The organism is Jiangella mangrovi, from assembly GCF_014204975.1.
Lineage (GTDB): Bacteria > Actinomycetota > Actinomycetes > Jiangellales > Jiangellaceae > Jiangella > Jiangella mangrovi.
The window spans coordinates 1,357,197-1,383,559 of the sequence record NZ_JACHMM010000001.1 but is presented as its reverse complement, the minus strand read 5'-3'; the positions used below and the strand labels follow the sequence as shown (position 1 = coordinate 1,383,559).

The window sequence follows — 26,363 nt, the reverse complement described above, 5'->3', positions numbered from 1 at the left end:
TCGCGCCGGTCAGTCGACGACGAACCAGTCGCCGTCCTGGTAGGCGAGGACGGTGTCGCCGAGGTCCTCGGTGCTGAACGAGGCGTCGGCCACGATGGCCTCGACCGGGATGATGACCTGGCCGGGAGTGCTGTCGTCGACCAGTTCGGGGTCGATGGTCGCGGTCTTCAGGGCCGCCGTCTGCTCAGCCGACGGCATCCCGGCCATCATCGCCATGGTCGCCTCGCACGGGCCGAAGCCGTCGGCCTCGGCCTGGGCGGCGGCCGGCCCCGCGATCTCGCACATCGTCGGCACGTCTGCGTTGCCCAGCGCGTGCAGGAAGGTCTCGAACCGCGTGATCGCCGCCGCGGTGGTCTCGGGCGAGCCACCCGCGTCCTCCGGCGGGGTGGTCGGGGACTCGACCGGCAGGGTCACCGTGTCCGACGGGGTCGAGGCCGGCTCGTCCGTGGGCTCGTCCGTCGGCGGCTCGACCGGGAGGGTGATGGTCGGCGACGGCGAGTCGGTGCCGTCCGCGGCGGGATCGTCGTCGGAGCCGCAGTCGGTCACGACCAGAGCGAGCATCACGGACGCCGACAGGACAGCGGTACGGCGGACGAGCGACAGCGACATGAAACGTCCCAAAGGCAGAGGGCGGAAAGACCGCGCCGCACGCTAGCACGCACCCGCCACGCGGCAGGGGACAATCGCTGACTCTGGGCCTGGTCTCGGCGCGACGCCCGTGCCAGCATCGAGGCCGGGGGGTGTGTGCCATGCGCCGGGTTCTCGTTCCGCTCGCGCTGGCCCAGTTCATCTGCAGCTTCGCCGGCTCGAACATGAACGTGATGATCAACGACATCGGCCGCGACCTCGACACCACCGTGCAGGGCGTCCAGGTGGCCATCACGATCTTCCTGCTGGTGATGGCGGCGTTGATGATCCCCGGCGGCAAGCTGACCGACAAGTACGGCCGCAAGCGCTGCTTCCTGGCCGGCCTGATCGGGCCCGGGCGTTCGGCGTCATCAGTGCGATGGGCGGCGTCGGCGGCGCGGCCGGCCCGCTGATCGGCGGCCTGATCACGTCGGCGATCAGCTGGCGGGCGGCGTTCGTCTTCCAGGCGCTCGTCATCGCGGCGATCGTCTGGATGAGCCGCGACCTGCGCGACCCCCTGCCGCCGGAGCCGGACCGCCCGTTCGACGTCCGTGGTGCGGTGCTGTCGGCGACGGGACTGATCCTGTTGGTGACGGGCATCCTCGCGGCCGACGACAACGGCTGGCTGATGCTCGGGCTGCTGGTGGTGGGCGCGCTGGTGCTGGCCGGCTTCGTGTGGTCCATCCGCGCGAAGGAGCGGGCCGGCGAGGAGGCCCTGCTGTCGACGGCGGTGTTCCGCAGCCGCACGGCCAACCTCGGCCTGGTGACACAGAACGCGCAGTGGCTGCTGCTCATGGGCACGTCGTTCGTCGTCGCGACGTTCCTGCAGGTGGTCCGCGGCTACGACGCGATCGAGACCGGCGTGATCTTCACCGCCGCCACCGCCGGCCTGCTGGCGTCGTCGCTGGCCGCCGAGCGGCTGGCGCAGCGGCGGTCGCAGCGCACGCTCATCGTGGCCGGCTTCGCGCTCACCATCGGCGGCATCGGGCTGCTGCTGCTCATGGTGGTCGGCTCGCCGTCGGTGTGGGCGTTCGCCCCGGGCCTGCTGCTGATCGGCCTGGGACTCGGTCTGATGCTGACGCCGTCGGTCAACGTCGTGCAGTCGAGCTTCGGCGAGGAGCTGCAGGGCGAGATCTCGGGACTGTCGCGCAGCATCTCGAACCTCGGCTCCACCCTGGGGACGGCGATCGCCGGCACCGTGCTGGTGGCCGGGCTGACGGCGACCCCGGAACGGGCGTACGGGCTGGCCATGGCCGTGCTCGCCGCCGCCGGGCTGATCGGGCTGGGTGCGGCGTGGCGGCTGCCGCGCACCCGCCCCGACGAGGTGAGCTCTCAGCCCTGCCCGCCCCCCACCGCGCCGTCGGTCTCGCCGGACTCGAAGACGTTCAGCGCCGCGACGACGGAGGCTTCGGCCGTCACCACGAGCCGCCCCGGCGCCGTGCCGGCCACGTGGTTCGCAGTGAACACGTTGCCCGGCCCCTCGAACCGCCCGGCGAAGGGCCCGGCCGGCGTGCGGAAGTGGTTCCCCGCGACCTGCGCCTGCTCGCCCTTGATCCGGAACGCCGCGCCGGCCGCGGACACGAACGTCGAGTCGGTGAGCTTGAGCCGCACACCCGCCGGCGGCGCGTTGAGGACGTACTGCGACGCGCACTCGGCCACGTGCAGGCCGGTGATGGTGGCGTCGGCGCCGGCCACCAGCACGGCCTCCAGCGCCACCGCGTTGCCGTGCCGGAACGCGACATCGGCCAGCCGCACCCGGGTCCCGCCGATCCGCACGGCCCGGCCGTCGGCACCGGTGCCTGTCGTCGACCCGAAGCGCAGGTCCGAGAACGTGCACGAGTCGGCCTGCTCGCCGATCTCGAGGAACCGCCGGGCCGTGTCGCCGCCGCGCACGCCGCGGACGTGGCTGTCCCAGACCTTGCGCGTGAAGATCACGAACGACCCGGCCCCGGCGGTGTCGCCGAGCGCCAGCCCGTCGAACCGCACGCGGTGCGCGTTGGAGACGACGACGTAGTTGTAGCCGGTGGAGTGGCAGGTGATGTCGCTGAACGCGATGTCGTGGACGTCGGCGCCCCCGAGGTCCGCGGTGCTGGTGGTGCCGCCCGGGTAGTAGGACAGATCGACGCCGGCGGTCTGGCCCTCGATGCTGATGACGGCGTGCGTGGACCGCGGCTCCGTGGCCGCCTCGTACACCGTCACGTCGCGGCAGCGGATGTTCGAGCAGTGGTACTGGAACGTCAGCGCCTTGCGCCCGATGCGGGAGAAGTAGAGGTTGTCGACCTGCACGTCGCGGCAGAACGAGCCGCCGAGGCCGTTGTCGTTGGACCCGTCGGCGGTGTCGAGGTGCAGCCCGCTGACCCGCACGCCCTGCACGTACCGCTGCGGCGGCCCGGACGGCGTCGACGGCGCCGACCCGTGGATGCCCAGCAGCTCGCCCGCCCCGCCCGGCTCCGACACCAGCGTGATCCGCGACCGCAGCCCGTCGCCGAACCAGTGCGTGCCGTCCGTGAGCAGGCTGATCGAGTCCGTCACCAGGTAGGCGCCGTCGACCCCCGGCACGTACACCGTCCCGCCGCGTCGGGCCGCGGCCTGCAGGGCCGCGGTGTCGTCGGAACCGGTGCCGGCCACGAGGTCGTAGTCACCACGAGCCCCCAGTGCCCGTACCGAGACGACGTCCTCGGCGAGCTCCCACCAGGCGCCGTCGCGGGTCCGCAGGTGCCAGCGGTCCGGCTCTGCGGGTGCGGAGTCGAGCCGCCGGTAGAGCGCGCCGCCGCCGTCACCGGCCTCGGCGTAGCCGCAGGTGCGCAGCGCCCGCACCCGCCCGTTGACGATCGTCTGTTCCGCCGCCCCCTTCGACGGGACGGTGTCAGCCTCGGCCCCGCTCGGGTCGGCCGCCGCCACTCCCGCGGCCGCCGCCCCCACCGCTCCCGCTCCGGCGACTCCCAGCAACGAACGACGGGTCAGCGGCGACACGGTCATGGCGACTCCTCGAAGGCAGGGTTCAGCGGGGCGCGGACCGTGCTGGTCCGCGCCCGGACGGCGATGCGGAAGTGACCTAGAGCGGCCCGGTGCGGTCCAGCCGGGTCAGGATGGGGGAGTAGTGGTCGGTCAGGGCGTCCTGGACGGCAGCGGCGTCGCCGCCGAGCGCCGCCCGGTAGATGGCGTCGTGCTGCCGGTAGGTGTCCGACGGCCGGTCGTCGGCGATCTCGGAGCGTTGCTCGACGGCGCGGCTCATGGTCAGCCAGAACGCGTCGAGCAGCTTGAGGGCGACGGCGTTGCCGGCGTCGGCGAACATCGTGCGGTGGAAGCGGCGATCCTCGTCGAGCACGTCCTCGCCGCGGTCGGACTTCTCCTTCATCTCGCTGAGGATCTGCTCGAGCTCGGAGCGGGTGCGGTCGGTCATGTTGCCCACCGCGCGCTCGATGAGGTCGTTCTCGACGGCGCGGCGCACCTCGAGCAGGTCGGCCAGCTCGCTGGAGTCGAACAGCAGGTTGAACGGGAGGTTGTCGATGAGCAGTGAGAGCGAGAAGTCCTTGACGAACACCCCGCTGCCGCGCCGGGTCTCGAGGATGCCGAGGGACACCAGGCCCTTGACCGCCTCGCGGACGGAGTTGCGGCTCACGCCGAGCTGCTGGGCCAGTGCGCCCTCGGCGGGCAGGCCGTCGCCGGCGCGCAGGCCGTTGGTGAGGATGTAGTCGCGCAGTGCCGTCTGAACGGACTCGTGCAGGCTTGGTGGTCGCGGCAGCGCCGTCAGTCTCGTGAGCTGGTCCCCCTGTGCCACGTCAAACTCCTCCCGCCATGGCGTCTGATTTGTAGGATAACCGAGCAATGTCGGGCGCCACAAGCGGTTGCCCCCCGTGTGCCCCCCGTGAAAAAGCAACGCCGCAGGTGGGTGAACCACCTGCAGCGTCCGTGCGTCGTGCTGAGGGTGGTGCTACTCGTCGAGGTCGCGTTCCAGCAGCGCGACCAGGGTGTCGAGGGCCTGGTCGGCCTTGTCGCCATCGGCGGACAGGATGACCTGGTCGCCCTGCTCGACGCCGAGCGTCATGATCGACAGGATGCTGGAGGCGTCGACCGGTTCGCCGTCGGGCTTGCGGATCGAGACCTTCGTGGGCTGTTCCGCGGCGGCCTTGACGAAGACAGCGGCGGGCCGGGCGTGCAGCCCGGCCTTGCTTGCGACGACTGCGGTGCGCTCGGGCACGGCGTCTCCTCTGCTGAGGTCGTGGGTGATGCGGGCTCCAGCCTAGCCGCCGAGGTCCCGAACGGCCCTGATCAGGCGGCCGGCGCGGACGGTTTCGCGTTACCGGCCCGTTCCGGTGAATACTGGGCCTGACATGCGTGCCCCCCGTTGACGTGGGGCGTGAGCCCGGGCGGCTGGGGACTGCCGTCCGACCGGAACGGAGCGTCTATGCCCATCGCCACTCCCGAGGTCTATGCCGAGATGATCGACCGGGCCAAGGCCGGCTCGTTCGCCTATCCCGCCATCAACGTGACGTCGTCGCAGACGATCAACGCGGCGATCCGCGGGTTCGCCGAAGCCGAGAGCGACGGCATCATCCAGATCTCCACCGGGGGTGCCGAGTACATCTCCGGCCCGACGATCAAGGATCGCGTCCGGGGTGCCGCGGCGTTCTCCGCCTTCGCTTACGAGGTCGCGCAGAGCTACGACGTGCAGATCGCGCTGCACACCGACCACGCGCCGCTCGACGCCGTCGAGCAGTGGGTGAAGCCGCTGCTCGCGCTGTCGACCGAGCGGGTCAAGAACGGCCAGGCCCCGCTGTTCAACTCGCACATGTGGGACGGCTCGGCCGTGCCGCTCGACCAGAACCTGAAGGTCGCCGAGGAGCTGCTGGCGCTGTCGGCCGACGCGCACACCATCCTCGAGATCGAGGTCGGCGTCGTCGGCGGCGAGGAGGACGGCGTCGCCCACGAGATCAACGACAAGCTCTACACCACGGTCGAGGACGGCCTGGCCACCGCCGAGGCGCTCGGCCTGGGCGAGCGCGGCCGCTACATCGTGGCGCTGACGTTCGGCAACGTGCACGGCGTCTACAAGCCGGGCAACGTCAAGCTGCGCCCCGAGATCCTGCGCGACATCCAGCAGTCCGTCGGCGAGCGCTACGGCAAGGACAAGCCCTTCGACCTCGTCTTCCACGGCGGCTCCGGCTCGACGGCGGAAGAGATCGGCTCGGCCGTCGACTACGGCGTCATCAAGATGAACATCGACACCGACACCCAGTACGCGTTCACCCGCCCCGTCGTGTCGCACATGTTCACCAACTACGACGGCGTGCTGAAGGTCGACGGCGAGGTCGGCAACAAGAAGGCCTACGACCCCCGCGCCTGGGGCAAGCTGGCCGAGGCGGGCCTGGCCGAGCGCGTCGTCGAGGCCACCCAGCAGCTGCGGTCGGCCGGCCAGAAGATTCGCTGATGCCGGGCGAGAACCTGCTCTCCGGCCCGCCCGAGACGTTGCTGCCCGACGACCCCGCGGCCCGCGAGGCGCTCGAGTCGGGCATCGACCCCGCCACCGTGGCGGCGGCCCACCCGGCGTACTCGCCGGCGTGGGCCGCGCTGGCCGACCGCGCCTTCGCCGCGGGCGACCCCGTCACGTCGTATGCGTTCGCCCGCACCGGCTACCACCGCGGGCTGGACCAGCTGCGGCGGGCCGGCTGGCGGGGCCAGGGGCCCATCCCGTGGGCGCACGAGCCGAACCGCGGCTTCCTGCGCTCGCTGAACGCGCTCGGCCGCGCCGCCGAGGCCATCGGCGAGACCGACGAGGCCACCCGTTGCGCCCAGTTCCTCCGCGACTCCAGCGAGGAAGCCGCCGCCGCGCTCAGCGCCACGGAGTAGGGGGAGACCCACCGCATGCCCGCCATCGTGCTCGTCGGCGCCCAATGGGGCGACGAAGGCAAAGGCAAGGCCACCGACCTCATCGGCGGCCAGGTCGACTATGTCGTGAAGTTCAACGGCGGCAACAACGCCGGCCACACCGTCGTCATCGACGGCGAGACCTACGCGCTGCACCTGCTGCCGTCGGGCATCCTGACGCCCAGCGTCACGCCGGTCATCGGCAACGGCGTCGTCATCGACCTCGGGGTGCTGTTCGAGGAGCTCGACGGCCTCGAGGCGCGCGGCGTCGACACGTCGAAGCTGGTCGTGAGCGCCAACGCGCACCTGATCCCGTCGTACAACCGCACGCTGGACAAGGTGACCGAGCGCTTCCTCGGTCAGCGCAAGATCGGCACCACCGGCCGCGGCATCGGCCCCACCTACGCCGACAAGATGTCGCGCGTCGGGCTGCGGGTGCAGGACCTCTTCGACGAGAAGATCCTGCGGCAGAAGGTCGAGGGCGCGCTGGAGCAGAAGAACCAGCTGCTCGTGAAGGTCTACAACCGGCGCGCGGCCGACGTCGACGAGGTGACCGACGAGCTGCTGGCCTACGCCGACCGGCTGCGGCCCATGGTCACCGACACCGCGCTGCTGCTCGACCAGGCCCTCACCGACGGCAAGGTCGTCATCATGGAGGCCGGGCAGGCCACGCTGCTCGACGTCGACCACGGCACCTACCCGTTCGTCACCTCGTCGAACGCGACGGCGGGCGGCGCCAGCACCGGCTCGGGCATCCCGCCGACGCGCATCGACGGCGTCATCGCGGTGCTCAAGGCCTACACCACCCGCGTCGGCGAGGGCCCGTTCCCCACTGAGCTCTTCGGGGCCGACGGCGACCGCCTGCGCAAGGCGGGCGGCGAGTTCGGCACGACGACGGGGCGGCCGCGGCGCTGCGGCTGGCTCGACACCGTCATCGGCCGCTACGCCACCCGCATCAACGGCACCACCGACCTCGTCGTCACCAAGCTCGACGTGCTGACGGGGTACGACCCGGTGCCGGTCTGCGTCGCCTATGACATCGACGGCGTCCGGCACGACGAGATGCCCATGACGCAGACCGAGTTCCACCACGCCGTCCCGATCTTCGAGTACTTCGAGGGCTGGGACGACGACATCACCGGGGCCCGCACCCTCGACGACCTCCCGCCGGCCGCGCGCCGCTACATCGAGGCCGTCGAGGACATGTGCAAGGCGCCGGTGTCGGCGGTCGGCGTCGGCCCGGGCCGCGAGCAGATCGTCGCCATCCGGGACCTCGTCCGCTGAGACCGCGGGCTCACGTCGTCGGGCGGCCCATGGTGCGACCGCCCGGCGACTCCCGCAGCGTCGTGAACCCGAGGTGCTCGTAGAACGCGATGGCCCGGGCGTTCGCCGCGCCCACGCCCAGGTGCACGCCGGGCGCCCCGGCGTCGTGCAGCGCCGCGAGCAGCCGTTCCATGAGCGCCCGCCCCATGCCCCGGCCCTGGGTGCGGGGGAGCAGATCGATGTGCAGGTGGGCGGGGTAGTCGGCCACGACGGCGGGGTTCGCGGGCTGCCGCTCGTGCAGGACGGTGACGTAGTGGGCGTCGCGCGTCCCGGCCGGGAACGTGCCGGGCGGGTACTTCTGCCGCAGCGGCGGCCACCACTCGCGCTCGCAGTCGCGCTCGAACGCCGGGGTGTCCCGCGCGCCCAGCACGTAACCCGCGGGCTCGCCGTCGTCGATGACGAACGCCAGCGACGGCTCGAACCGCAGGTACGGGCCGACGAAGATCTCGCCGAGCAGCCGCGGGTCGGCGAACTGCCCGGTCGCGTCGTCGCCGTTGTCGCCTGTGCGCAGGCAGATGTCGTAGAGCGCGTCCTCGTCGCCGGGCGCGTACGGTCGGATGATCACGACGTGATGCCCTCTCCGGTCAGGCCGCGCAACGTCACGTCGATGACGCGGTCGACGGCGGCCGTGTACAGCTCGGGTGCGATGTTCGCCAGCGGGCCGTCGAGCGCCAGCCGGGCGACGCCGTGCACGGAGGCCCAGGCGGCGATCTCGGCCATGGGCCGCCGCTCCACCGGCAGCCGGCCGGCCGCCACGAGCTCGTCCATCACCTGCGCGACCAGGGCGAGCGGGGCCGGCAGCTCGTCGAACGGCAACGCGCCCTTCTCGCAGAACGCGACCCGGAACAGGCCGGGCTCGGCCAGCGCGAACCCCACGTAGGCCCGGCCGAGCGCCTCGAGCCGGTCGCGGGGGTCCTGGACGGTGGCCACACGGTCGCGCATCGCCTCGTTCATGGCCTGGAACGCCCGGTCCTTGACGCCCGCCAGCAGGTCCTCGGCGTTCTCGAAGTGCCGGTAGGCCGCGGTGGGACTGACCCCGACGATGCGCGACGCCGCCCGGACCCCGACGGCGTCGGGCCCGCCCTCCTCGGCCAGCTGGGCGCCGGCCGTCAGGAGCGCGTTGCGGAGGTCGCCGTGGTGGTAGGACGACCGCGCCGTCGGCTCAGGCATCAGCAGATGTTGACACCCACCCACATGCGATGGCAAGTTGACACCCGTCAAGTTTACGCCTGTCCACATCAGTGAGGAACGCGCATGCTGGACCATCTCGCCGCCTTCGTCGTGCGTCATGCCCGGGCCGTCCTGGCCGTCGCCGTCGTCGTGCTCGTCGGCGCCGGCGTCGTCGGGGCCGGCGCGTTCGGGCAGCTGCAGTCCGAGGGCTTCACCGACCCCGGCGCCGAGTCCGTCGCGGCGGCCGAACTGATCGAGGCGGCCGGTGGCCAGGCCGACCTGGTGCTGCTGGCGACGGCGGCCGGCGGCGGCTCCGTCGACGACGCCGCGGCCGGCGGCACCGCGTTGACCGAGCGGATCGCCGCCGACCCCGCGGTCACCGGCGCGCGGTCGTACTGGACCACGGACGCGCCGTCGTTGCGCTCCGCGGACGGCAGCCGGGCGCTGATCCTGGTGACGCTGGCCGACCCGGACTCCGAGGACGGAGCCGCGGTCGCCGAACGGTTCCGCGGCGAACAGGACGGCCTGAGGGTGGTCGCGGGTGGTCCGGCGGTGGTCCAGGACGAGGTCGTGGAGCAGGTGGCCGCCGACCTGCTGGTGGCCGAGGCGATCGCCGTCCCGCTCATCCTCGTGCTGCTGGTGTTCGCGTTCGGCAGCCTCGTGGCGGCGCTGCTGCCGCTGGCCATCGGCCTGGTCGCGATCGTCGGCACGTTCGCCGAGCTGGCGGTGCTGGCCGCGAACACCGACGTCTCGGTCTTCTCGATCAACCTGACGACGGCGCTCGGCCTGGGCCTGGCCATCGACTACGCGCTGCTGGTGGTGGGCCGGTTCCGGGAGGAGCTGGCGCGCGACGCGGACGGTGACGTGCCGGCCGCTGTCGTGCGTACCATCCGCACGGCGGGGCGGGCGGTCGTGTTCAGCGGCCTGGCGGTCGCGGCGGCACTGGCCGCGCTGCTCGTCTTCCCGCTGTACTTCCTCCGCTCGTTCGCCTACGCGGGCATCGGCGTCGTCGTCATCTCCGTGGTCGCCGTGCTGACGGTGCTCCCGGCCCTGCTCACCGTGCTCGGCCACCGGGTCGACGCCGGGCGGGTGCCGTGGACGCGGGCGGCCCGCAGTGTCGAGGCGCCGTTCTGGGGCCGGCTCGCCCGGTGGGTCATGCGCCGGCCCGCGCTCGCGGTGCTGCCCGTGGTCGGAGTGCTGCTGGCGCTGGCCGCGCCGGTCCTCGGCATCACGTTCGGCATGCCCGACGATCGGGTCCTGCCGACGTCGGCCGAGAGCCGCCAGGTCGGCGACGCGCTGCGCGACGACTTCCCGGCCGGCGAGGCCAACGCGCTGGACGTCGTCACGACGGGGCCGGTCGACCAGGCCGCGTTGGCCGACTACGCGACCCGGCTGTCCGAGCTGCCCGGCGTCGAGCGGGTCGACACCGGCCTGGCGGCGCCGGAGGCCGGAGCCGAGCTGCTCGCCGTCGTGACTGCGGCCGACCCGACCTCCGGAGCCGCCCGCGACCTCGTCCGCGACGTCCGCGCGGTGCCGCCGCCGGACGGGGCGGACGCGCTGGTCGGCGGCTCGAGCGCCCAGCTCGTCGACACCCTGGACGCCGTCGGCGCCGGATTGCCGGTGGCGGCCGGGATGATCGCCCTGACGACCTTCGTGATCCTGTTCCTCTTCACCGGCAGCGTCGTGCAGCCGCTGCGGGCGCTGCTGTCGAACGTGCTGGTGCTCGCCGCGACGTTCGGTGTGCTGGTGATGGTCTTCCAGGACGGCGCGCTGTCGGGTGTGCTCGGCTTCACGCCGGCTCCGTTGAACACCGCGATGATCCTGCTGCTGTTCTGCATCGTGTTCGGGCTCTCGATGGACTACGAGGTGTTCGTCATGAGCCGCATCCGCGAGCAGGTCGACGCCGGCGCGAGCATCCACGACGCGACCGTCACCGGGCTGGCCCGCACCGGCCGCATCGTCACGACGGCGGCGGCGCTGCTCGCGGTCTCGTTCTTCGCCTTCCTCACCGGTCAGGTCAGCTTCCTGCAGCTGTTCGGCCTCGGCTGCGGGCTGGCGATCCTCCTCGACGCGACGGTGGTCCGCGGCGTCCTCGTGCCGGCGTCGATGCGACTGCTCGGCCGGCATGCCTGGTACGCCCCGCGCGTGCTGCGCCGGCTGCACGCCCGGGTCGGCCTCAGCGAGGCATAGGACAAGATGGACGAGTGATTGCCGCTGTCCCGCTGGTGAACCCCTGGATCGAGCTGGAGCCGCTGACGGCTGCGCATATCGGCGACCTCGAGGCCGCCGTCTCCGCGCCCGAAGAGCTGTTCCGCTGGGTGTTCACCTGGCGCCCGGACCCGGACGGCGGGCTGGCGGGTGCGCTGCGGCAATCCTTGGACAAGGCCGGGCGCGGTGAGGTCGCTGCCTGGGCGATCCGCCGCCGGGCCGACGGCCGCGTCGTCGGGTCGACGTCCTACCTGGACATCGACGCGGCGAACCGGCGGGTCGAGGTGGGCTCGACCTGGATCGGCCCGGCGTGGTGGCGCACCGAGGTCAACACCGCGACGAAGCTGCTGGTCATCGGGCACGCGTTCGAGACGCTGGGGCTCGAGCGGGTCGCGCTGAAGACCGATCACCGCAACGAGCGGTCGCAGCGGGCCATCGAGCGGCTCGGGGCGCAGCGCGAGGGCGTGCTGCGCCACCACATGCGCCGCCCCGACGGCAGCTGGCGCGACACCGTCTACTACTCGATCCTCAGCGCCGAGTGGCCGGCCGTGCGGGACCGCCTACGCGGGGCGCTCGGCTGAGTCGACCAGGTGGGTGCGCAGGGCGGCGGAGTCGTCGGCCGTCCAGCCGTGCAGCCCCAGCCAGCCCTCGGCACCGCCGAACTGGGTCTCGACGAAGTCGAGGAACGTGTGCATCGACTCCGCCCGCGGCAGATTCTCCTCGTTCGGACGGCCCTCGAGGTCGGCGGCGTAGGTGGGCGTCGCCTTGAGCCGGCTCATGATGGCGTCGATGCGCTCGCCGGTCTGGACGTAGTCGTCGACGACGGCCTGGCGCTCGACGCCGGCCACCGTCAGCGCCAGCGCGCACACGACGCCCGTGCGGTCCTTGCCGGCCGCGCAGTGCACCAGCGTGGCCCCGTCGGACGCCGTCATGGTGCGCAGTGCCGCCACCACGTTGCCGGGCCGGTTGCGCAGGTAGTTGGTGTAGTAGACGCCGGTGTCCACCCAGATGGCGTCGTTGCCGCCGGTCCACGGCAGCACGCCGTCGGCCTCGACGTCGGTGGTCCGGCCGACCTCGGGATAGAGCGACAGGTGGTGGACGGTGACCTCGGGGACCCGGTGCAGCGGACCGGGGCCCTCGGACGTGACCTCGAAGGTCGTACGCAGGTCGACGACGTCGCGCAGTCCGTGCTCGCCGGTGAGCACACGGATGTCGTCGTCGAGGAGGTCCTGCAGGTTGTCGGAGCGCAGGACCCGGCCGAACCGGGTGGCGCCGCCGTCGGTGGTGGGCAGCCCGCCGAGGTCGCGGACGTTGACCGCGCCGACGAGGTCGATCCATCGTTCGCTCATCACCGTCCAGCGTAATGATGGTGTCGCCCGGCCCGCCCGATAGGGTCGGCGTCCGTGAAGGTACTCGTCATCGGCTCCGGCGCGCGCGAGCACGCCCTGGTCCGCTGCCTGCTGCGCGACCCCGAGGTCTCCGAGCTGCACGCCGCCCCGGGCAACGCGGGCATCGCCGCCGACGTCCCGGTGCACTCCGTCGTGGCCGACCAGCCCGAGGCGGTCGCCGACCTCGCCGCCCGGCTCGGCGCCGACCTCGTCGTCGTCGGGCCCGAGGGCCCGCTGGTCGCGGGCGTCACCGACGCCGTCAAGGCGCGCGGCATCGCCTGCTTCGGGCCGACGGCGCGCGCGGCGAAGCTCGAGGGGTCGAAGGCCTTCGCGAAGGAGATCATGGCCGCGGCCGGGGTGCCGACGGCCATGGCGGTGGTCTGCGAGACCCGCGCCGAGGTCGAGGCCGCTCTGGACCGCTTCGGCGCCCCGTACGTCGTGAAGGACGACGGGCTGGCCGCGGGCAAGGGCGTCGTCGTCACCGACGACCGCGACGCCGCCGTCGCGCACGCCGAGGCCTGTGGCCGCGTGGTCATCGAGGAGTACCTCGACGGCCCCGAGGTCTCGCTGTTCTGCGTCACCGACGGCCGCGTGGCGGTGCCGCTCACGCCGGCCCAGGACTTCAAGCGCGCCTACGACGGCGACGACGGCCCCAACACCGGCGGCATGGGCGCCTACACGCCGCTGCCGTGGGCGCCCGAGGACCTCGTCGCCGACGTCATGGAGCGCGTCGTCCAGCCGACCATCGACGAGATGCTGCGTCGCGGCACCCCGTTCGCCGGCCTGCTGTACGTGGGCCTGGCGCTGACGTCGCGGGGCACGCGCGTCGTCGAGTTCAACGCCCGGTTCGGCGACCCCGAGACGCAGGCCGTGCTGATGCGGCTGCGGTCCGGGCTCGCCGGGCTGCTGCGCGCCGCCGCGACCGGGACGCTCGCCCAGCACCCGGAGCCGGTGTGGCAGGACGGCGCCGCCGTCACCGTCGTCGTCGCCGCCCACGGCTACCCGGCGGCGCCGCGCACCGGCGACCGCATCGAGGGCCTGGCCGAGGCGGCCGCCGTCAAGGGCGTCGAGGTGCTGCACGCCGGCACCCGGCTCGACGCCGACGGCGTCGTGGTGTCCAGCGGCGGCCGCGTGCTCTCGGTCACCGGGGTGGGCGAGGACATCGACGAGGCCCGGGCCCGCGCGTACGAGGCCGTAGGGCACATCGCGCTCGACGGCAGCCACCACCGCACCGACATCGCGCTGCGGCACGGATGAACGCTGCGGCGCCGATGACCGCCGGCCGGCCGGTGCGCTACGTCGCGGGGCTCCCGCAGCCGCCGCGCGCGCTCGTCATGGGCGTGGTGAACGTGACGCCGGACTCCTTCTCCGACGGCGGGTTCTGGTACGAGCCGGGCGACGCGATCGAGCACGGGCTGCAGCTGGTTGCGCAGGGGGCGGATCTCGTCGACGTGGGGGGCGAGTCCACCCGCCCCGGCGCCGAGCGGCCGTCGCCCGACGAGGAACGACGGCGGGTGCTGCCGGTCATCCGCGAACTGGCCGCGGCCGGCGCCGTCGTCTCCGTCGACACCATGCGGGCCGAGGTCGCCGCACCCGCGCTCGAGGCCGGTGCCCGGCTGGTCAACGACGTCTCCGGCGGGCTGGCCGACCCGGACATGCTGCGCGTCGTGGCCGAGGCCGGCGTGCCCATCGTGCTGATGCACTGGCGCGGGCACTCCGACCACATGCAGGAGCAGGCGGTCTACGGTGACGTCGTCGCCGACGTGTTGGCCGAGCTGCGCCCGCGGGTCGACGCCGCGCTGGCCGCCGGCATCCGGCCCGACCACATCGCCGTCGACCCCGGGCTCGGGTTCGCCAAGACCTGGGACCACAACTGGACGCTGCTGGCCCGGCTCGGTGAGCTGCACGCGCTCGACCTGCCGCTGCTGATGGCGGCGTCGCGGAAGACCTTCCTGGGCGAGCTGCTCGCCGACCCGGACACCGGCGAGCGGCGGTCCCCGGCCGGTCGCGACGCCGCCACCGACGCGCTGTCGACGACGATCGCGCTGGCCGGGGCGTGGTGCGTCCGGGTGCACACCGTCCCCGCGACGCTCGACGCCGTCCGGGTCGCGGCCCGCCTGGCGCAGGGCTGACACCGTCGTGGATCCGGTCGTGGGGAATCCCACCCTGGACGGGGGCGCGGCGACCGGCGCCGGGCGACTAGGGTCGTGGCGTGCCTGACCGCATCGAACTGCGTGGCCTGACCGCCCGCGGACGCCATGGCTGGTTCGACCACGAACGGGAGAACGGCCAGACCTTCATCGTCGACGTCGCACTCGACGTCGACGTCCGTACGGCGGCTGAAAGCGACGACCTGACCGACACCGTGGACTATGGCACTCTTGCTGAGCGGGTGGTCGGCCTCGTCTCGGGGGAGCCGGTCCGACTGGTCGAGACGCTCGCCCAGCGCATCGCTGACCTCTGCCTGGACGATCCCAGGGTCGAGGCTGCGGAAGTGACCGTGCACAAGCCGGAGGCGCCGATGACGGTGCCGTTCGGCGACGTGACCGTGACGATTCGAAGGGCCAGAACGTGACCAATGTCCCCAACCCCAACGTCGTCGACGCCGACACCCTGACCGGTGATCTGCGTCCCCTGCGGCGTACGGCGTTCGCCCTGGGCAGCAACCTGGGCGACCGCATCGAGTTCCTGCAGGCGGCCGTCGACACGCTGACCGACTCCTCGGAGATCGTGCCCGTGGCGGTGTCGCCCGTGTACGAGTCCGACCCGGTGGACACCCCTGAGGGTTCGCCGAAGTTCCTCAACGCCGTCCTGGTCGTCGACACCACCCTGTCGCCGCGGTCGCTGCTCGAGCGGGCCCAGTCCACCGAGGTCGCCTACGGCCGTACGCGCGACGTCCCGAACGGCCCGCGCACCCTCGACATCGACGTGCTCGCCGTCGGCGACGTGACCTCCGACGACGACGACCTGCGCGTGCCGCACCCGCGGCTGGCCGAGCGCGCGTTCGTGCTCATCCCCTGGGCCGACATCGACCCCGAGTTCAGCGTTCCCGGCCTCGGCCGCGTCGTCGAGCTCAGCTCCGCCGTCGACGCCACCGGCGTGCGCCGGCTCGAGGACGCCCTCGAGATCCCGGCCTGACGCCCAGGCCGCGACCCCGTGCAAAGGACGAAGATCGGCTCGCTGATCTGGGTCGCCCTCGTGGCGGTCCCGATCGGCTGGTCGATCGGCCGGGTGGTCGACGCCATGTCCGGCGCGCTCCCGCCCGTGCCCTGGGTGCTGCCACTGCTGCTGATCTTCCTCGCGATCGCGATGTTCGCCGGCGCGCGTGCGGTGCGCGGCTGGATCACCGAGCGCCGCTTCGACCGGCGCATCGACGCCCTTCGGGTGGCCCGCTCGGTCGCCCTCGCCAAGGCGTCGGAGTACTTCGGAGCCGTCCTCGTGGGCATCTACACCGGGCTCGGGCTGCTGGCCCTCGACGCCCTCGACTCCCCGATGGGCCGCAACCGCGCCGTCCTGTCCGCCACCGTCGTGGTGGCCGCCGTGGTCCTGACGGTGGCAGCGGTGCGGCTGGAACGGGCCGGCGAGGTCCCGCCGCCGTCGGACGAGGAGAACGGCGGCGCTCACCCGGCCTGAGATGGCCCTGCCAGGAAGCCCGTCAGCAGGGCCGTCACCTCGACCGGCCGCTCGATCGACGGCAGGTGGCCGGTGTCGTCCAGGTCGACCCGCTTCGCGCCCGGGATGCCCGCGCTGAGCAGGCCGGACACGTCCTGGATGTACGACAGGTCGGCCCGCCCGTTGATCACCAGCGTGGGTGCGGCGACCTCGTGCAGACGGCCCTTCGCCGGTGACCGCGGGCCCAGCTCGGTGCTCGCCGGCCCGCTCCACTCGCGGTCGAACACGAGCCGGCACATCGTCATGGCGTGCTCCCACACCTCCGGGCCGAGGTCCCCCGGTTCCCGGCCGGGTCCCACGGCCATGAGCCGCAACTGCGCCTCGGCCATCGCGGCGACGTCGGCCGGGTCGACGTGTGTGGCGGTGCGGTCGCGGTAGGCCTGCAGGCGCTCGGCCGGGACGGCGGCGAGGATCCGCTCGCGGGCGAGTTGCAGCATCTCCGGCGGCCACTCGTGCCCGGACAGCCCGGAGGCGACGAGCACCAGCGCCGTTACCCGCTCCGGCGCCGCCAGCGCGACGTCGAGGGAGTGGGCGCCGCCGTAGGAGTTGCCGGCCAGCGCTGCCCGCTCGATGCCCAGGGCGTCCATCAGCCCCAGCAGGTCGGCGTGGTGGGCGAACTCCCCGGCGGCGTCGCCGGACTCGCCGTGGCCGCGCCAGTCGTAGCGGACGACGCGGTGGCGGTCGGCTAGGGCGGCGAACTGGTGGTCCCACATGCGGCGGTCGCCGAGCGCCCCGTGCACGAGGATCACCGCCGGGCCGGACCCGGCATCGTCGTAGGCGAGATCGACTCCGTTGACATGAGTGCTCGGCATGGCGAGCACCGTAGCCGGGCCGCCTTCCGAGCACCGGCGCCGGCGCCGGAACGGTGGTGAAAGCGGGACGGAAGTTCCCGGTGTGGCGCGGCGTGTGAAGTCCGATTCGCGCCTTCCCAGAAGGTACGGTGACGCCCATGGCCTCCGTCCGTCACCGCCGCCGCCTCACTGCTGTCCGTCTGCTCGCCGTCGCCGCTCCGGTGACAGCCATCGGGCTGACGGCCGCCGCCCTGGTCCTCGAGGGGCCCTGGCCTCGCATCGCGGCCGCCGCGGGCGCCGTCGCGGCGGCGGTCCTGGGCGCGTTCGTGCTGCGCCTCGAGCGCAAGCTGCGCGTCGAGGTCGCGTCGGTCCGCGCCGAGCAGGCCGCCGAGTACTCCGAGGCGCACGCCCGCTACTCCGAGGAGCACCGCGAGTTCACCGACCACATGGTCGGCCTGCTCGACGTCGCCTCTGAGCGCATCGACGTCATGCGGGGCAAGCTCGACCTGCTCGAGGCCGAGATCGCGGCCGCCCGCAGCGCCCGTCCCGGCGCCTCGACGCCCAGTGTCGAGCTGGCCCGGCTGGCCGAGGGCGCGGAGTGGAACGACCTCTGGCCCGACCTCTCCGAGGCGCCGACCGTGGTCGACCTCATCAAGTGGGAGGACAAGAACACCGAGCTGCTCCCCGAGGTGGACCGCAAGAAGAAGTCCGCTCCGGTCGAGCGCCAGGAGCGCAGCGCCTGACGGTCGCAGCATCCGCCTGACGGAGGCCCCTCAGGCGTTCTGCACCGACTCGAGCACGACCTCGGCCCGTGCGACGTCGTTCGCCTCGGCCTCGACCGACCGGCGCAGCGCCGCATGCAGTGTCGACGGCGTCAGCACCCCCACGTAGCGGTCGTCGTCGTCCAGAACGGCGATCCAGCCGGCGTTCCACTGCAGCATCTCGGCGAACGCCACCTTGAGGGTGTCGTCGAGCTGCACCCAGGCCTCCATGCGCCGGGCCCGCTCGCGCACCGACCCGGTGCCGGTGAGCATGTCGTGGCCCACCCAGCCGGCCAGGCCGCCGGCAGTGTCGAGGACCACCGCCCACCGCTCGGTGCCCAGCGTGGCGCCGGCCGTCCGGACGTCGTCGGTCTCGTGGACGACCGGCGGGTGCTCGAGGTCGGCGGGGGTGATGGACGTGACGGAGAGCCGCTTGAGTCCGCGGTCGGCGCCCACGAAGTCGGCCACGAACTCCGTGGCCGGCGCGCCGAGGATGGCCGCCGGGGTGTCGAACTGCTCGAGCCGGCCGCCCTGCTTGAACACCGCGATGCGATCGCCCAGCCGGACCGCCTCTTCGATGTCGTGCGTGACGAAGAGGATGGTCTTGCGGACGTCGTCCTGCAGGCGCAGGAACTCGTCCTGCAGCTGCGACCGGACGACGGGGTCGACGGCGCTGAACGGCTCGTCCATGAGCAGCACGGGCGGGTCGACGGCGAGCGCGCGGGCCACGCCGACGCGCTGGCGCTGGCCGCCGGAGAGCTCGTGCGGGTACCGCTTGCCGTGCACCGCGGGGTCGAGGCCGACCAGCTCCATGAGCTCGCGGGCCCGCTCGGCGCGGCGCGCCTTGGGCCAGCCGGTCAGCTCCGGGACGACGGCGATGTTCTGTTCGATGGTCCGGTGCGGGAAGAGCCCGACGTTCTGGATGACGTAGCCGATGCCGCGGCGCAGGGCGACGGGGTCGGCGTCGGTGACGTCGGTGCCGTCGACGATGATGCGCCCGCCCGTCGGCTCGACCAGGCGGTTGACCATCTTCATGGTGGTGGTCTTGCCACAGCCCGAGGGCCCGACCAGGACGACCAGCTCGCCGCGGCGTACTTCGAGGGTGAGTTCCTGCACCGCGACGGTGCCGTCGGGGTACCTCTTGGAGACGCCGTCGAGACGAATCATCGGTTGTTCGGTAGCGTCACTGGAATGGCGCTCTTCGGGCCCGCTCATGACGCAACCCTCGCCGACAACTGCCTCGTGCGCAACGACTGGGTGTGCGGCGAGTACATCCGCACCCGCCGCGAGGACATCACCGAGGCCCTCGGCCAGCACGTCACCATCACCGTGATCTCGATCGTCATCGGCTTCGCGGTGGCGCTGGTGCTGGCCGTCGTCGCGCGGCGCGTCGGCTGGCTGCGCGGCGCGATCCTCGGCACGTCGACGGCGCTCTACACGCTGCCGTCGCTGGCGATGTTCTCGATCCTGCTGCCGTTCACCGGCATCACGGCCACCACGGTCGTCGTCGGCCTGGTGCTGTACTCGCTGACCATCCTGGTCCGCGGCATCCTGGCCGGACTCGACGCCGTCCCCGACGACGTGCGCGAGGCCGCGGTCGGCATGGGCTACGACGGCTTCCGGCTGCTGCGCAAGGTCGAACTGCCGCTGGCCATGCCGACGATCTTCGCGGCGTTGCGGGTCGCGACCGTGTCGACCGTGGCGCTGACGACGGTCGGCATGATCGTCAACCACGGCGGCCTGGGCAACCTCATCAACCGCGGGCTGAGCAGCAACTTCCACGCCGAGGTGCTGACGGCGTCGGTGCTCTGCGTGGTGCTGGCGCTGATCGCCGACGCGCTGCTGCTCGGCCTGCAACGATGGCTCACGCCCTGGCGACGGACGGTGAGCGCATGAACGGGCTGCTCGACGGCCTCGGCTGGCTGTTCGACCCGGCGAACTGGTCCGGCCCCACGGGCGTGGCCACCCGGCTGGTCGAGCACGTGTGGATCAGCGGCGTGGCCGTCCTGCTGGCCTGTGCGGTCGCGCTGCCCATCGGCCTGTGGCTCGGGCACCTGGGCCGGGGCGGCACGCTGGCCATCAACATCAGCAACGTCGGCCGGGCGGTGCCCACGTTCGCGATCCTGGCCCTGCTGTACATGACCGTGCTGGGGCTGTCGAACTGGACGACCATCATCGCGCTGGTGCTGTTCGGCATCCCGCCCATCCTCACCAACACCTATGTGGGCATGCGCGAGGTCGACCGCGACGCCGTCGAGGCCGCCCGCGGCATGGGGATGAGCGGGACCCAGCTGCTGCGCCGCGTCGAGCTGCCGCTGGCCACGCCGCTGATCATGGGTGGCATCCGGCTGGCGACGGTGCAGATCGTGGCCACGGCGACGCTGGCGGCGGTCATCTCCGGGCCCGGCCTGGGTCGCATCATCACCAGCGGCTTCGGCCGCCAGGACGTGCCGCAGATCATCGGCGGCGCGATCATCGTCTGCCTGCTCGCGCTCGTGGTCGAGGGCCTGATGGCCTGGCTGCAGCGAGCCGTCGACCCCATGCGCGGGGCCCGGCGCCGCCGCCGTTCGAGATCCGATCGTGACCAAGGAATGCCGCTGATGGCCGACGAGGTTGTCAGTGCCGGGTAGTTGACTATCCAACGCGGGCGCTGTCCAGGTGCTCGCCGGACACGCGTGCGGGGCAAGGCGCCCGGCACGGGACACAGAAGGTGACACCGGTGAATGTCATGACCATGAGCAGACGAGCGGCCGTGCTGGCGGCCGCGGCCGGCCTGGCGCTGTCGCTGACGGCGTGCGGCGGCGACGACGACCCGTTCGAGGAGGGTGACGGCGACGCCACCGCCACCGGGGGCAGCGAGACCACCGGCAGCGGTGGCGGCGGCGAGCTCACCGTCGGCGGCGCCAACTTCACCGAGATGGTGATCATGCAGGAGATGTACGCGGCGCTGCTCCAGAACGCCGGGTACACCGTCGACATCCAGTCCGTCGACGCGCGCGAGATCTACGAGCCGGCCCTCGAGAGCGGCGAGATCGACGTCGTCCCCGAGTACCTCGCCACGTTCGCCGAGTTCCTCAACGGCGCCATCAACGGCCCCGACGCGCCGTCCAGCGCGCCCATCGCCACCTCCGACGCGCAGGAGACGGTCGACGCCGCCCGTCCGCTGGCCGAGGAGCGCGGGCTCACCATCCTCGACCCCGCCGAGGCGGCCAGCCAGAACGCGTTCGCCGTCACCCAGCAGTTCGCCGACGAGAACGGCCTCACCACGCTGTCCGACCTCGCGGCGCTGGGCCAGCCCATCACGCTGGCCGCGGTCGAGGAGTGCCCCGACCGCCCGTTCTGCGAGCCGGGCCTCGAGTCGGTCTACGGCCTCGACATCGTCGACCCGCCGCTGGCCACGGGGTTCAGCACCAGCGAGACCAAGCAGGCGGTCCAGCGCGGCGACGCGCAGCTCGGCCTGGTCGGCACCACCGACGGCACGCTCGGCCAGTTCGACCTCGTGACCCTCGAGGACGACAAGGGCCTGCAGGCCGCCGACAACCTCGTGCCGGTCGTCAACACCGAGAGCGCGGGCGACCCCGCCATCGCCGACGTGCTGAACCAGCTCGCCGAGGTGCTCACCACTGAGGACCTCGCGACCATGAACGCCCAGGTCGACGCCGAGCGGCAGCAGGCCGCCGACGTCGCGCAGGCGTACCTCGAGGAGAAGGGCCTGCTCTGACCTCGATCAGCGCACTCGACGTCCTCGACTGGCGGCGCCGGGTCCACGAGCTCTACGCCCAGGTGCGGGCCGAGAGCGCGACGGACCCGGCGCAAGCCCACCAGGGGTGGGTCGCCGGCCGCGACGAGCTGGTCCGCAGCCATCCCGCCTCACCCGTCCCGCCCGAGCGGCGCGACGGGTGGGCGGGGCTGCGACACGCGCCCTACGACCCCGGCCTGCGGTTCGAGCTGCCGGTCGACCCCGACGTCGAGCCGCAGCGGCTCGAGGTCCCCACGGCCACCGACGGCATCGTCCCGTTCGAGCTGGCCGGGCGGCTGCACCTGCCGCTGGGCGACCTCGACGTGTGGTGGCTCGACTCCTACGGCGGGGGGGTCTTCGTGCCGATCAAGGACGCCTCCGCCGGCCGGGCCACGTACGGCGGCGGGCGTTACCTGCTCGACACCGTCAAGGGCGCCGACCTCGGCGGCTCGGTGCACGACGCCCTGGTCGTCGACCTCAACTTCTCCTACAACCCGTCCTGCGCCTACGACCCCGCCTGGACCTGCCCACTCGCGCCGCCCGGCAACACGCTGGGCCTCGAGGTGGTGGCCGGCGAGTTCGTGCCGCCCGGGTATTCCGGGGACTGACCGGGACCGGCCCGGTACGCTCGCCGTCGCGGGCGCAAGGGTTCGTTGGCGAGGTGGGCGGAATGCGGGTGCGAGCACTCGCCGCCGGTGTGGCGGTGACGGTCGTGGTGCTGTCGGGTTGCGAGGCGGGCGGCGGCGACGAGCCCGCCGGACTCGACGACCCGGCGGACTCGTCCACGGACACCTCGACCGGCACGGCGCCGGCCGACGATGCCTCCGGCACGCCGGAGCCGTCCGACTTGCCGGCCGGCGAGGACTGGTCCGTCGAGGTCGGCGGCGAGCCGCCCGAGGCCCCGGCCGACCTCGACGTCTACGAGGCCTACCTCGGCTACTGGCGGGCCGACCTCGAGGCGCTGAGCATCCCCGACCCCGCCCACCAGCCGTTCCTCGACGCCGCCGTCGACCCGCAGCGCGAGCGCGTGGTGTCGGTGGCCGAGCAGCTGCTCGCTCAGGACCACCGCACCATCGGCACCCTGCGGGTCGAGCCGTTCGTGGTCTCGGTCAGCGGCCCCACCGCCGCCGTCCAGGACTGCATGGACGGCCGCGACACCTATGACGTCGACGCCGCGGGCGCCGAGGTGCCCGACAGCCGTGGCGACCTGATCCCGGTGCTGGTGCAACTGGCACAGGCCGGTGACCGGTGGGTGGTTGCCGACGTCCAGCGGGCCGACCACGACTGTGGTTGACAGGGGCGCTTCGACCGGTCACGGTAGACTCGACTCAGCAACGGGCACACGAGCGATTCACCTCAGGAGACGACGGTGCGACGCGTACGTATGCCCCTGCTCACCGGCCTGGCCGCCGGTTCCCTGACCGTTCTGGTCACCCTTCCCGCGCACGCCGGTGTCGGCGACGACCAGGTGGGTGGCGACGCCGGCGACGGCCAGCTGACCGCGGTGGCGGTCTCCCTCAGCGGCAACGGCCTGGGCGGCGGCGACGGCTCCGACGGCGGCGGGGGCGGCGTCTCGGTCAGTGTCCAGGTGCCGTCGCCCTGTTACTGGGACGTGCACGAGAACATCACCGGCGAGTGGGCCTACGAGAACTGGGCGCTGAACTACGACGACCTCGACGACCCGGTCGGGCCGGGCTACGACCAGACCTTCGTGTATCCGCCGCTGGAAGAGATCGAGGCGCACCGCGACGAGCCAGGCGCCTGGGCGTTCGGCACGCTGCTCAACGTCGACGGCGGCTTCGACGCCGCCAGCGCCTGCTTCGACCAACTGGTCGCGGCCAACGGTGGTGCCCACACCATCTGGGTGGCCGAGGGCACCACGCCGCCGCAGCCGCCGCCCCCGCCGGTGCCGCCGGAGATGCTGGCCGAGGTCGCCTACGAGCACCTCGACATCCCGGCGCCCGACACCGCCCGCAGCCCGGTCGCCGACTCCTACGTCAATCTGCCCACCTGGTTCTGGGTGGCGCCGGGCGACGGCCCCCGCGACGGCTTCGTCCGGCTCGAGGTCACGGCCACGGCGGGCGAGAACTCCGCCACCGTCGTCGCCGACCCGGACCGCCTGTCGGTGCGCTCGTCCGGCGGCCCGTCGGTGGGCTGCTCGGCCGAGCAGGCGCGCACGTCCTACGCCTCCGGGACGCCCGAGTCCGCCGGCTGCAGCCTCACGCACCCGCGCTCGTCGGCCCGGGCGCCGGGACTCGCCTACACCGTCACGGCTACCGGCGCGTACGTCGCGTCCTGGTCCGGCCAGGAGGGCGGCACCCCGGTCCCCGGCGGCGGCCTGGGCACCGTCGTCTCGCCGGCGACGTCCGTCGACCTGCCGGTCGCCGAGGTCCAGACCGTCGTCATCCGCTGAGCCTCGCGGCCGGGCGACCGGCCGCGGGGTAGCCTCGACGCCGTGGACCAGGACCAGCTCTTCGCGCCGCCCGGCGAGGCCTGGCAGCAGGTGTCGCACAAGCTCGTCGACCTGCGCCGGCTGGTGCTGCTGGTCTCGGTGGTGCTGTGCACCGCGGCGGTCGCCGTCGTGCTCGGGCTGGTCGCCGGTCCGGTGGCGGTGTTCATCACCGTCGGCGCCGGGCTGGTCGTGCTGGTGTGGGGACTCTGGCTCATCCCGCGCAACTGGCGGGCCTGGGGTTACGCCGAGCGGCTCGACGACCTCCTGGTCACCCACGGCGTCATGTACCGGCGGCTGACGGTGGTGCCGTACGGCCGCATGCAGTTCGTTGACGTCGCCTCCGGGCCGCTCGAGCGGCGGTACGGGCTGGCGACCGTCCAGCTGCACACGGCCTCGCCGGCCACCGACGCGAAGATCCCCGGCCTGCCGGCCGCCGAGGCCGCGCGGCTGCGCGACCGCCTGTCGGCGCTGGGTGAGGCTCAGGCGGCCGGTCTGTGACCAGCGCGCCCGGCAGCGAGGCGGGTGACGCCAAGGCCACCCGGGTCGATCCCACCCCGGAGCACTTCCGCCGGCTGCATCCGCTGACTCCGCTGCTGCGGGGCTGGACGGTGCTGGCCGCGCTCATCGCCTTCGGCGGCCAGGACGCGCTGCGTTCCGGCGAGATGGGCCGGCTCGGGATCACCGTGCTGGTGGTTGCGGTCATCGGCATGCTCGCCGGGCTGCTGTCGTGGTGGACCACCCGCTACGGCTTCGACGGCGACGCCCTGCGCATCGACTCCGGCCTGCTGAACCGGCGGTCCCGGCGGGTCCGGCTGGACCGCCTGCAGGCCGTCGACATCAACCGCCCGCTGGCCGGCCGGCTGCTCGGCCTCTCGGAGCTGCGGCTCGAGGTGGCCGGCGGGGGCAAGGCCGAGGCGCCGTTGCAGTACCTTGCCGTCGACGACGCGGTCCGGCTGCGGGCCGAGCTGCTGGCCCGCGCCGCCGGCATCGACGCCGACACACCCGAGGCGCCGGAGCGGCTGGTCCACGAGGTGCCGCTGGACCGGCTGGTGTGGTCGACGGTGCTGTCCGGCACGTTCATCGTCGGCCTGGTCTTCATCGTCGGCATCGGCATCGCGTTCGCCTTCTTCCGCGACAGCGACGTCACCATCGGGGTGCTGTCGTCGATGGTGCCCGGCATCATCGCCATCGGCGCCGCGCTCTGGGCCCAGCTCGGCCGCAACTTCGCCTTCGTCCTGGCGGAGTCGCCCGACGGCTACCGCATCCGCAAGGGCCTGCTCGAGACCCAGCACCAGACCGTCCCGCCCGGCCGCGTGCAGGGAGTAGCCATGCGCCAGCCGTTGTTGTGGAGGGGGAAGGGCTGGGTGCGACTGGACGTGGACGTGGCAGGCTACAGCGGCGAGTCGGGCGACGACAGCCAGCGCACGTCGACGCTGCTGCCGGTGGCGACGTACGACGAGGCGGCCGAGGTGCTGCGGCAGGTGCTGCCGGGCTCCGACCCGCTGTCGGTGCCGCTGAGCTACGCCCCGCGGCCGGCCCGCTGGCTGCGTCCGTTCGGCTGGAAGCGGCTGGCGTACGGCACCGACGAGCATGTGGTCGTCGTGCGCGAGGGGGTGCTGAGCCGCGCCGTCACCACCGTCCCGCACGCGAAGACCCAGAGTGTGCGGGTGGTGCAGGGACCGCTGCAGCGCCGGCTCGGGCTGGCCTCGGTGCATGTCGACACCACGCCCGGCCCGGTCGACGCCGTCATCCGGCACCGGTTCGCCGCCGAGGCCCGCACCATCGTCGAAGAGCAGGCCGAACGGGCTCGACTGGCACGCAAGGCCGATGTTCCAGAACAATGGATGGCGAGGTACCGGCAGCAGTCGGCACCCCCACCCGCAGGCGACGCCGACGGTGACGGCCCACCGGCCGCATCGAGCGAGCGAGACCAGGAGTAGACGCGTGTTCCGCACCATGATGAAGGGCAAGATCCACCGCGCCACCGTGACGCAGGCCGACCTGCACTACGTGGGATCGGTCACGGTCGACGAGGACCTCCTCGACGCCGCCGACCTCCTCCCCGGCGAGCAGGTCGACATCGTCGACATCACCAACGGCGCCCGGCTCACCACCTACGCCATCGCCGGCCCGCGCGGGTCCGGCGTCATCGGCATCAACGGCGCCGCCGCCCGGCTGGTCCAGCCCGGCGACCTCGTCATCCTCATCAGCTACGCGCTGGTCGGCGACGCCGAGGCGCGTGACCTGAAGCCGCGGGTGGTGCACGTCGACGCCGCCAACCGCATCGTCGGCGCCGGCCACGACGCCGCCGAGCCGGTGCCCGGCGACACCGCCCTGCTGCGTGGGGACACCGTCAGGGCATGA

Annotated in this window: 29 protein-coding genes and 1 pseudogene; 21 read left to right on the top strand and 9 right to left on the bottom strand. The window is 72.8% G+C overall.

Annotated features, from left to right (window positions below):
- Positions 1–9: 9 nt before the first annotated feature.
- Entirely contained in the window at positions 10–609 is a 600-nt protein-coding gene (locus tag HD601_RS06415) for a superantigen-like protein SSL4 (RefSeq protein WP_184820320.1), read from the bottom strand.
- 140 nt (positions 610–749) lie between these two features.
- Between HD601_RS06415 and HD601_RS35470 the strand changes: the two are divergent.
- Positions 750–1,942 (top strand): annotated as a pseudogene (locus tag HD601_RS35470) (MFS transporter); the annotation flags it as partial.
- Positions 1,943–1,959: 17 nt separating this feature from the next.
- On the opposite strand, the gene HD601_RS33515 reads toward HD601_RS35470, so the two are convergent.
- The 3 genes from HD601_RS33515 to HD601_RS06400 all read right to left on the bottom strand — a co-directional run bounded on the left by HD601_RS33515 (position 1,960) and on the right by HD601_RS06400 (position 4,828).
- Positions 1,960–3,606 (bottom strand): pectate lyase family protein, encoded by a 1,647-nt coding sequence (locus HD601_RS33515; RefSeq protein ID WP_246400319.1) that lies wholly within the window; start codon positions 3,604–3,606, stop codon positions 1,960–1,962.
- 76 nt (positions 3,607–3,682) lie between these two features.
- Positions 3,683–4,408: an FCD domain-containing protein gene (locus tag HD601_RS06405; protein ID WP_184820318.1), complete on the bottom strand. Its 726-nt coding sequence runs from the start codon at positions 4,406–4,408 to the stop codon at positions 3,683–3,685.
- 153 nt (positions 4,409–4,561) lie between these two features.
- Positions 4,562–4,828 (bottom strand): HPr family phosphocarrier protein, encoded by a 267-nt coding sequence (locus HD601_RS06400; RefSeq protein ID WP_184820317.1) that lies wholly within the window; start codon positions 4,826–4,828, stop codon positions 4,562–4,564.
- 207 nt (positions 4,829–5,035) lie between these two features.
- Here HD601_RS06400 and fbaA point away from each other — a divergent pair, with 207 nt between their 5' ends.
- The 3 genes from fbaA to HD601_RS06385 are packed head-to-tail and all read left to right on the top strand — an operon-like array spanning position 5,036 to position 7,779.
- Positions 5,036–6,058, top strand: a complete 1,023-nt coding sequence (gene fbaA, locus HD601_RS06395; protein ID WP_184820316.1) for a class II fructose-bisphosphate aldolase — start codon at positions 5,036–5,038, stop codon at positions 6,056–6,058.
- Positions 6,058–6,477, top strand: coding sequence for a DUF3151 domain-containing protein (locus HD601_RS06390; protein ID WP_184820315.1), 420 nt, complete (start codon positions 6,058–6,060; stop codon positions 6,475–6,477). Before fbaA ends, HD601_RS06390 begins: the two co-directional genes overlap by 1 nt.
- A gap of 15 nt (positions 6,478–6,492) precedes the next feature.
- Positions 6,493–7,779 carry an adenylosuccinate synthase gene (locus HD601_RS06385; RefSeq protein ID WP_184820314.1) on the top strand — a complete coding sequence of 429 codons (1,287 nt, stop codon included), beginning with the start codon at positions 6,493–6,495 and terminating at the stop codon, positions 7,777–7,779.
- 10 nt (positions 7,780–7,789) lie between these two features.
- Here the strand turns inward: HD601_RS06385 and HD601_RS06380 are convergent, their stop codons facing one another.
- Both HD601_RS06380 and HD601_RS06375 read right to left on the bottom strand, forming a co-directional pair.
- Positions 7,790–8,383 (bottom strand): GNAT family N-acetyltransferase, encoded by a 594-nt coding sequence (locus tag HD601_RS06380; protein WP_184820313.1) that lies wholly within the window; start codon positions 8,381–8,383, stop codon positions 7,790–7,792.
- Positions 8,380–8,988: a TetR/AcrR family transcriptional regulator gene (locus tag HD601_RS06375; protein ID WP_184820312.1), complete on the bottom strand. Its 609-nt coding sequence runs from the start codon at positions 8,986–8,988 to the stop codon at positions 8,380–8,382. Before HD601_RS06375 ends, HD601_RS06380 begins: the two co-directional genes overlap by 4 nt.
- Before the next feature lie 84 nt (positions 8,989–9,072).
- Between HD601_RS06375 and HD601_RS06370 the strand changes: the two genes are divergently transcribed.
- A complete protein-coding gene (locus HD601_RS06370) occupies positions 9,073–11,178 on the top strand; it encodes an MMPL family transporter (RefSeq protein ID WP_184820310.1) in 2,106 nt (701 codons plus the stop codon).
- Between the two features lie 14 nt (positions 11,179–11,192).
- A complete protein-coding gene (locus HD601_RS06365; RefSeq protein ID WP_184820307.1) occupies positions 11,193–11,777 on the top strand; it encodes a GNAT family N-acetyltransferase in 585 nt (194 codons plus the stop codon).
- On the opposite strand, the gene HD601_RS06360 is transcribed toward HD601_RS06365, so the two are convergent.
- Positions 11,757–12,545: a tyrosine-protein phosphatase gene (locus HD601_RS06360; RefSeq protein WP_184820306.1), complete on the bottom strand. Its 789-nt coding sequence runs from the start codon at positions 12,543–12,545 to the stop codon at positions 11,757–11,759. The two genes, HD601_RS06365 and HD601_RS06360, sit on opposite strands and share 21 nt — an antisense overlap.
- Before the next feature lie 54 nt (positions 12,546–12,599).
- Here HD601_RS06360 and purD point away from each other — a divergent pair, with 54 nt between their 5' ends.
- The 5 genes from purD to HD601_RS06335 all read left to right on the top strand — a co-directional run bounded on the left by purD (position 12,600) and on the right by HD601_RS06335 (position 16,217).
- Positions 12,600–13,841, top strand: a complete 1,242-nt coding sequence (gene purD, locus HD601_RS06355) for a phosphoribosylamine--glycine ligase (protein ID WP_184820304.1) — start codon at positions 12,600–12,602, stop codon at positions 13,839–13,841.
- On the top strand, positions 13,838–14,716 hold the full coding sequence (folP, locus tag HD601_RS06350) for a dihydropteroate synthase (protein ID WP_221440612.1): 879 nt from the start codon (positions 13,838–13,840) through the stop codon (positions 14,714–14,716). The genes purD and folP overlap by 4 nt, the downstream gene beginning before the upstream one ends.
- An 80-nt stretch (positions 14,717–14,796) precedes the next feature.
- Positions 14,797–15,159, top strand: a complete 363-nt coding sequence (gene folB, locus HD601_RS06345; protein ID WP_184820302.1) for a dihydroneopterin aldolase — start codon at positions 14,797–14,799, stop codon at positions 15,157–15,159.
- Complete coding sequence (gene folK / locus HD601_RS06340; protein WP_184820300.1) at positions 15,156–15,722, top strand: 2-amino-4-hydroxy-6-hydroxymethyldihydropteridine diphosphokinase; 567 nt, start codon at positions 15,156–15,158, stop codon at positions 15,720–15,722. Before folB ends, folK begins: the two co-directional genes overlap by 4 nt.
- Positions 15,723–15,740: 18 nt before the next feature.
- Positions 15,741–16,217 (top strand): DUF3180 family protein, encoded by a 477-nt coding sequence (locus HD601_RS06335; RefSeq protein WP_184820298.1) that lies wholly within the window; start codon positions 15,741–15,743, stop codon positions 16,215–16,217.
- On the opposite strand, the gene HD601_RS06330 is transcribed toward HD601_RS06335, so the two are convergent.
- Positions 16,205–17,068, bottom strand: a complete 864-nt coding sequence (locus HD601_RS06330; RefSeq protein WP_184820296.1) for an alpha/beta fold hydrolase — start codon at positions 17,066–17,068, stop codon at positions 16,205–16,207. The genes HD601_RS06335 and HD601_RS06330 overlap by 13 nt on opposite strands.
- 137 nt (positions 17,069–17,205) lie before the next feature.
- Here HD601_RS06330 and HD601_RS06325 point away from each other — a divergent pair, with 137 nt between their 5' ends.
- Complete coding sequence (locus HD601_RS06325) at positions 17,206–17,790, top strand: hypothetical protein (RefSeq protein ID WP_184820294.1); 585 nt, start codon at positions 17,206–17,208, stop codon at positions 17,788–17,790.
- 30 nt (positions 17,791–17,820) lie between these two features.
- On the opposite strand, the gene HD601_RS06320 is transcribed toward HD601_RS06325, so the two are convergent.
- A complete protein-coding gene (locus HD601_RS06320) occupies positions 17,821–18,975 on the bottom strand; it encodes an ABC transporter ATP-binding protein (protein ID WP_184820292.1) in 1,155 nt (384 codons plus the stop codon).
- Between the two features lie 24 nt (positions 18,976–18,999).
- Here HD601_RS06320 and HD601_RS06315 point away from each other — a divergent pair, with 24 nt between their 5' ends.
- From HD601_RS06315 to panD, 9 genes are all read left to right on the top strand, one after another.
- A complete protein-coding gene (locus HD601_RS06315; protein ID WP_184820290.1) occupies positions 19,000–19,704 on the top strand; it encodes an ABC transporter permease in 705 nt (234 codons plus the stop codon).
- Positions 19,701–20,438: an ABC transporter permease gene (locus HD601_RS06310; RefSeq protein ID WP_184820287.1), complete on the top strand. Its 738-nt coding sequence runs from the start codon at positions 19,701–19,703 to the stop codon at positions 20,436–20,438. Before HD601_RS06315 ends, HD601_RS06310 begins: the two co-directional genes overlap by 4 nt.
- Before the next feature lie 104 nt (positions 20,439–20,542).
- Positions 20,543–21,529 carry an ABC transporter substrate-binding protein gene (locus HD601_RS06305; protein ID WP_221440611.1) on the top strand — a complete coding sequence of 329 codons (987 nt, stop codon included), beginning with the start codon at positions 20,543–20,545 and terminating at the stop codon, positions 21,527–21,529.
- A gap of 62 nt (positions 21,530–21,591) precedes the next feature.
- Positions 21,592–22,155: a DUF1684 domain-containing protein gene (locus tag HD601_RS06300; RefSeq protein WP_221440609.1), complete on the top strand. Its 564-nt coding sequence runs from the start codon at positions 21,592–21,594 to the stop codon at positions 22,153–22,155.
- A 62-nt stretch (positions 22,156–22,217) separates the two neighbouring features.
- A complete protein-coding gene (locus HD601_RS06295) occupies positions 22,218–22,841 on the top strand; it encodes a hypothetical protein (protein ID WP_184820285.1) in 624 nt (207 codons plus the stop codon).
- A 75-nt stretch (positions 22,842–22,916) separates the two neighbouring features.
- Entirely contained in the window at positions 22,917–23,960 is a 1,044-nt protein-coding gene (locus HD601_RS06290) for a hypothetical protein (protein WP_184820283.1), read from the top strand.
- Between the two features lie 42 nt (positions 23,961–24,002).
- Entirely contained in the window at positions 24,003–24,497 is a 495-nt protein-coding gene (locus HD601_RS35465) for a PH domain-containing protein (RefSeq protein ID WP_184820281.1), read from the top strand.
- Positions 24,494–25,939: a PH domain-containing protein gene (locus tag HD601_RS06280; RefSeq protein WP_184820278.1), complete on the top strand. Its 1,446-nt coding sequence runs from the start codon at positions 24,494–24,496 to the stop codon at positions 25,937–25,939. The genes HD601_RS35465 and HD601_RS06280 overlap by 4 nt, the downstream gene beginning before the upstream one ends.
- 4 nt (positions 25,940–25,943) lie before the next feature.
- The gene (panD, locus tag HD601_RS06275) at positions 25,944–26,363 is read left to right on the top strand and encodes an aspartate 1-decarboxylase (RefSeq protein WP_184820276.1); all 420 of its coding nucleotides are present in this window, start codon (positions 25,944–25,946) and stop codon (positions 26,361–26,363) included.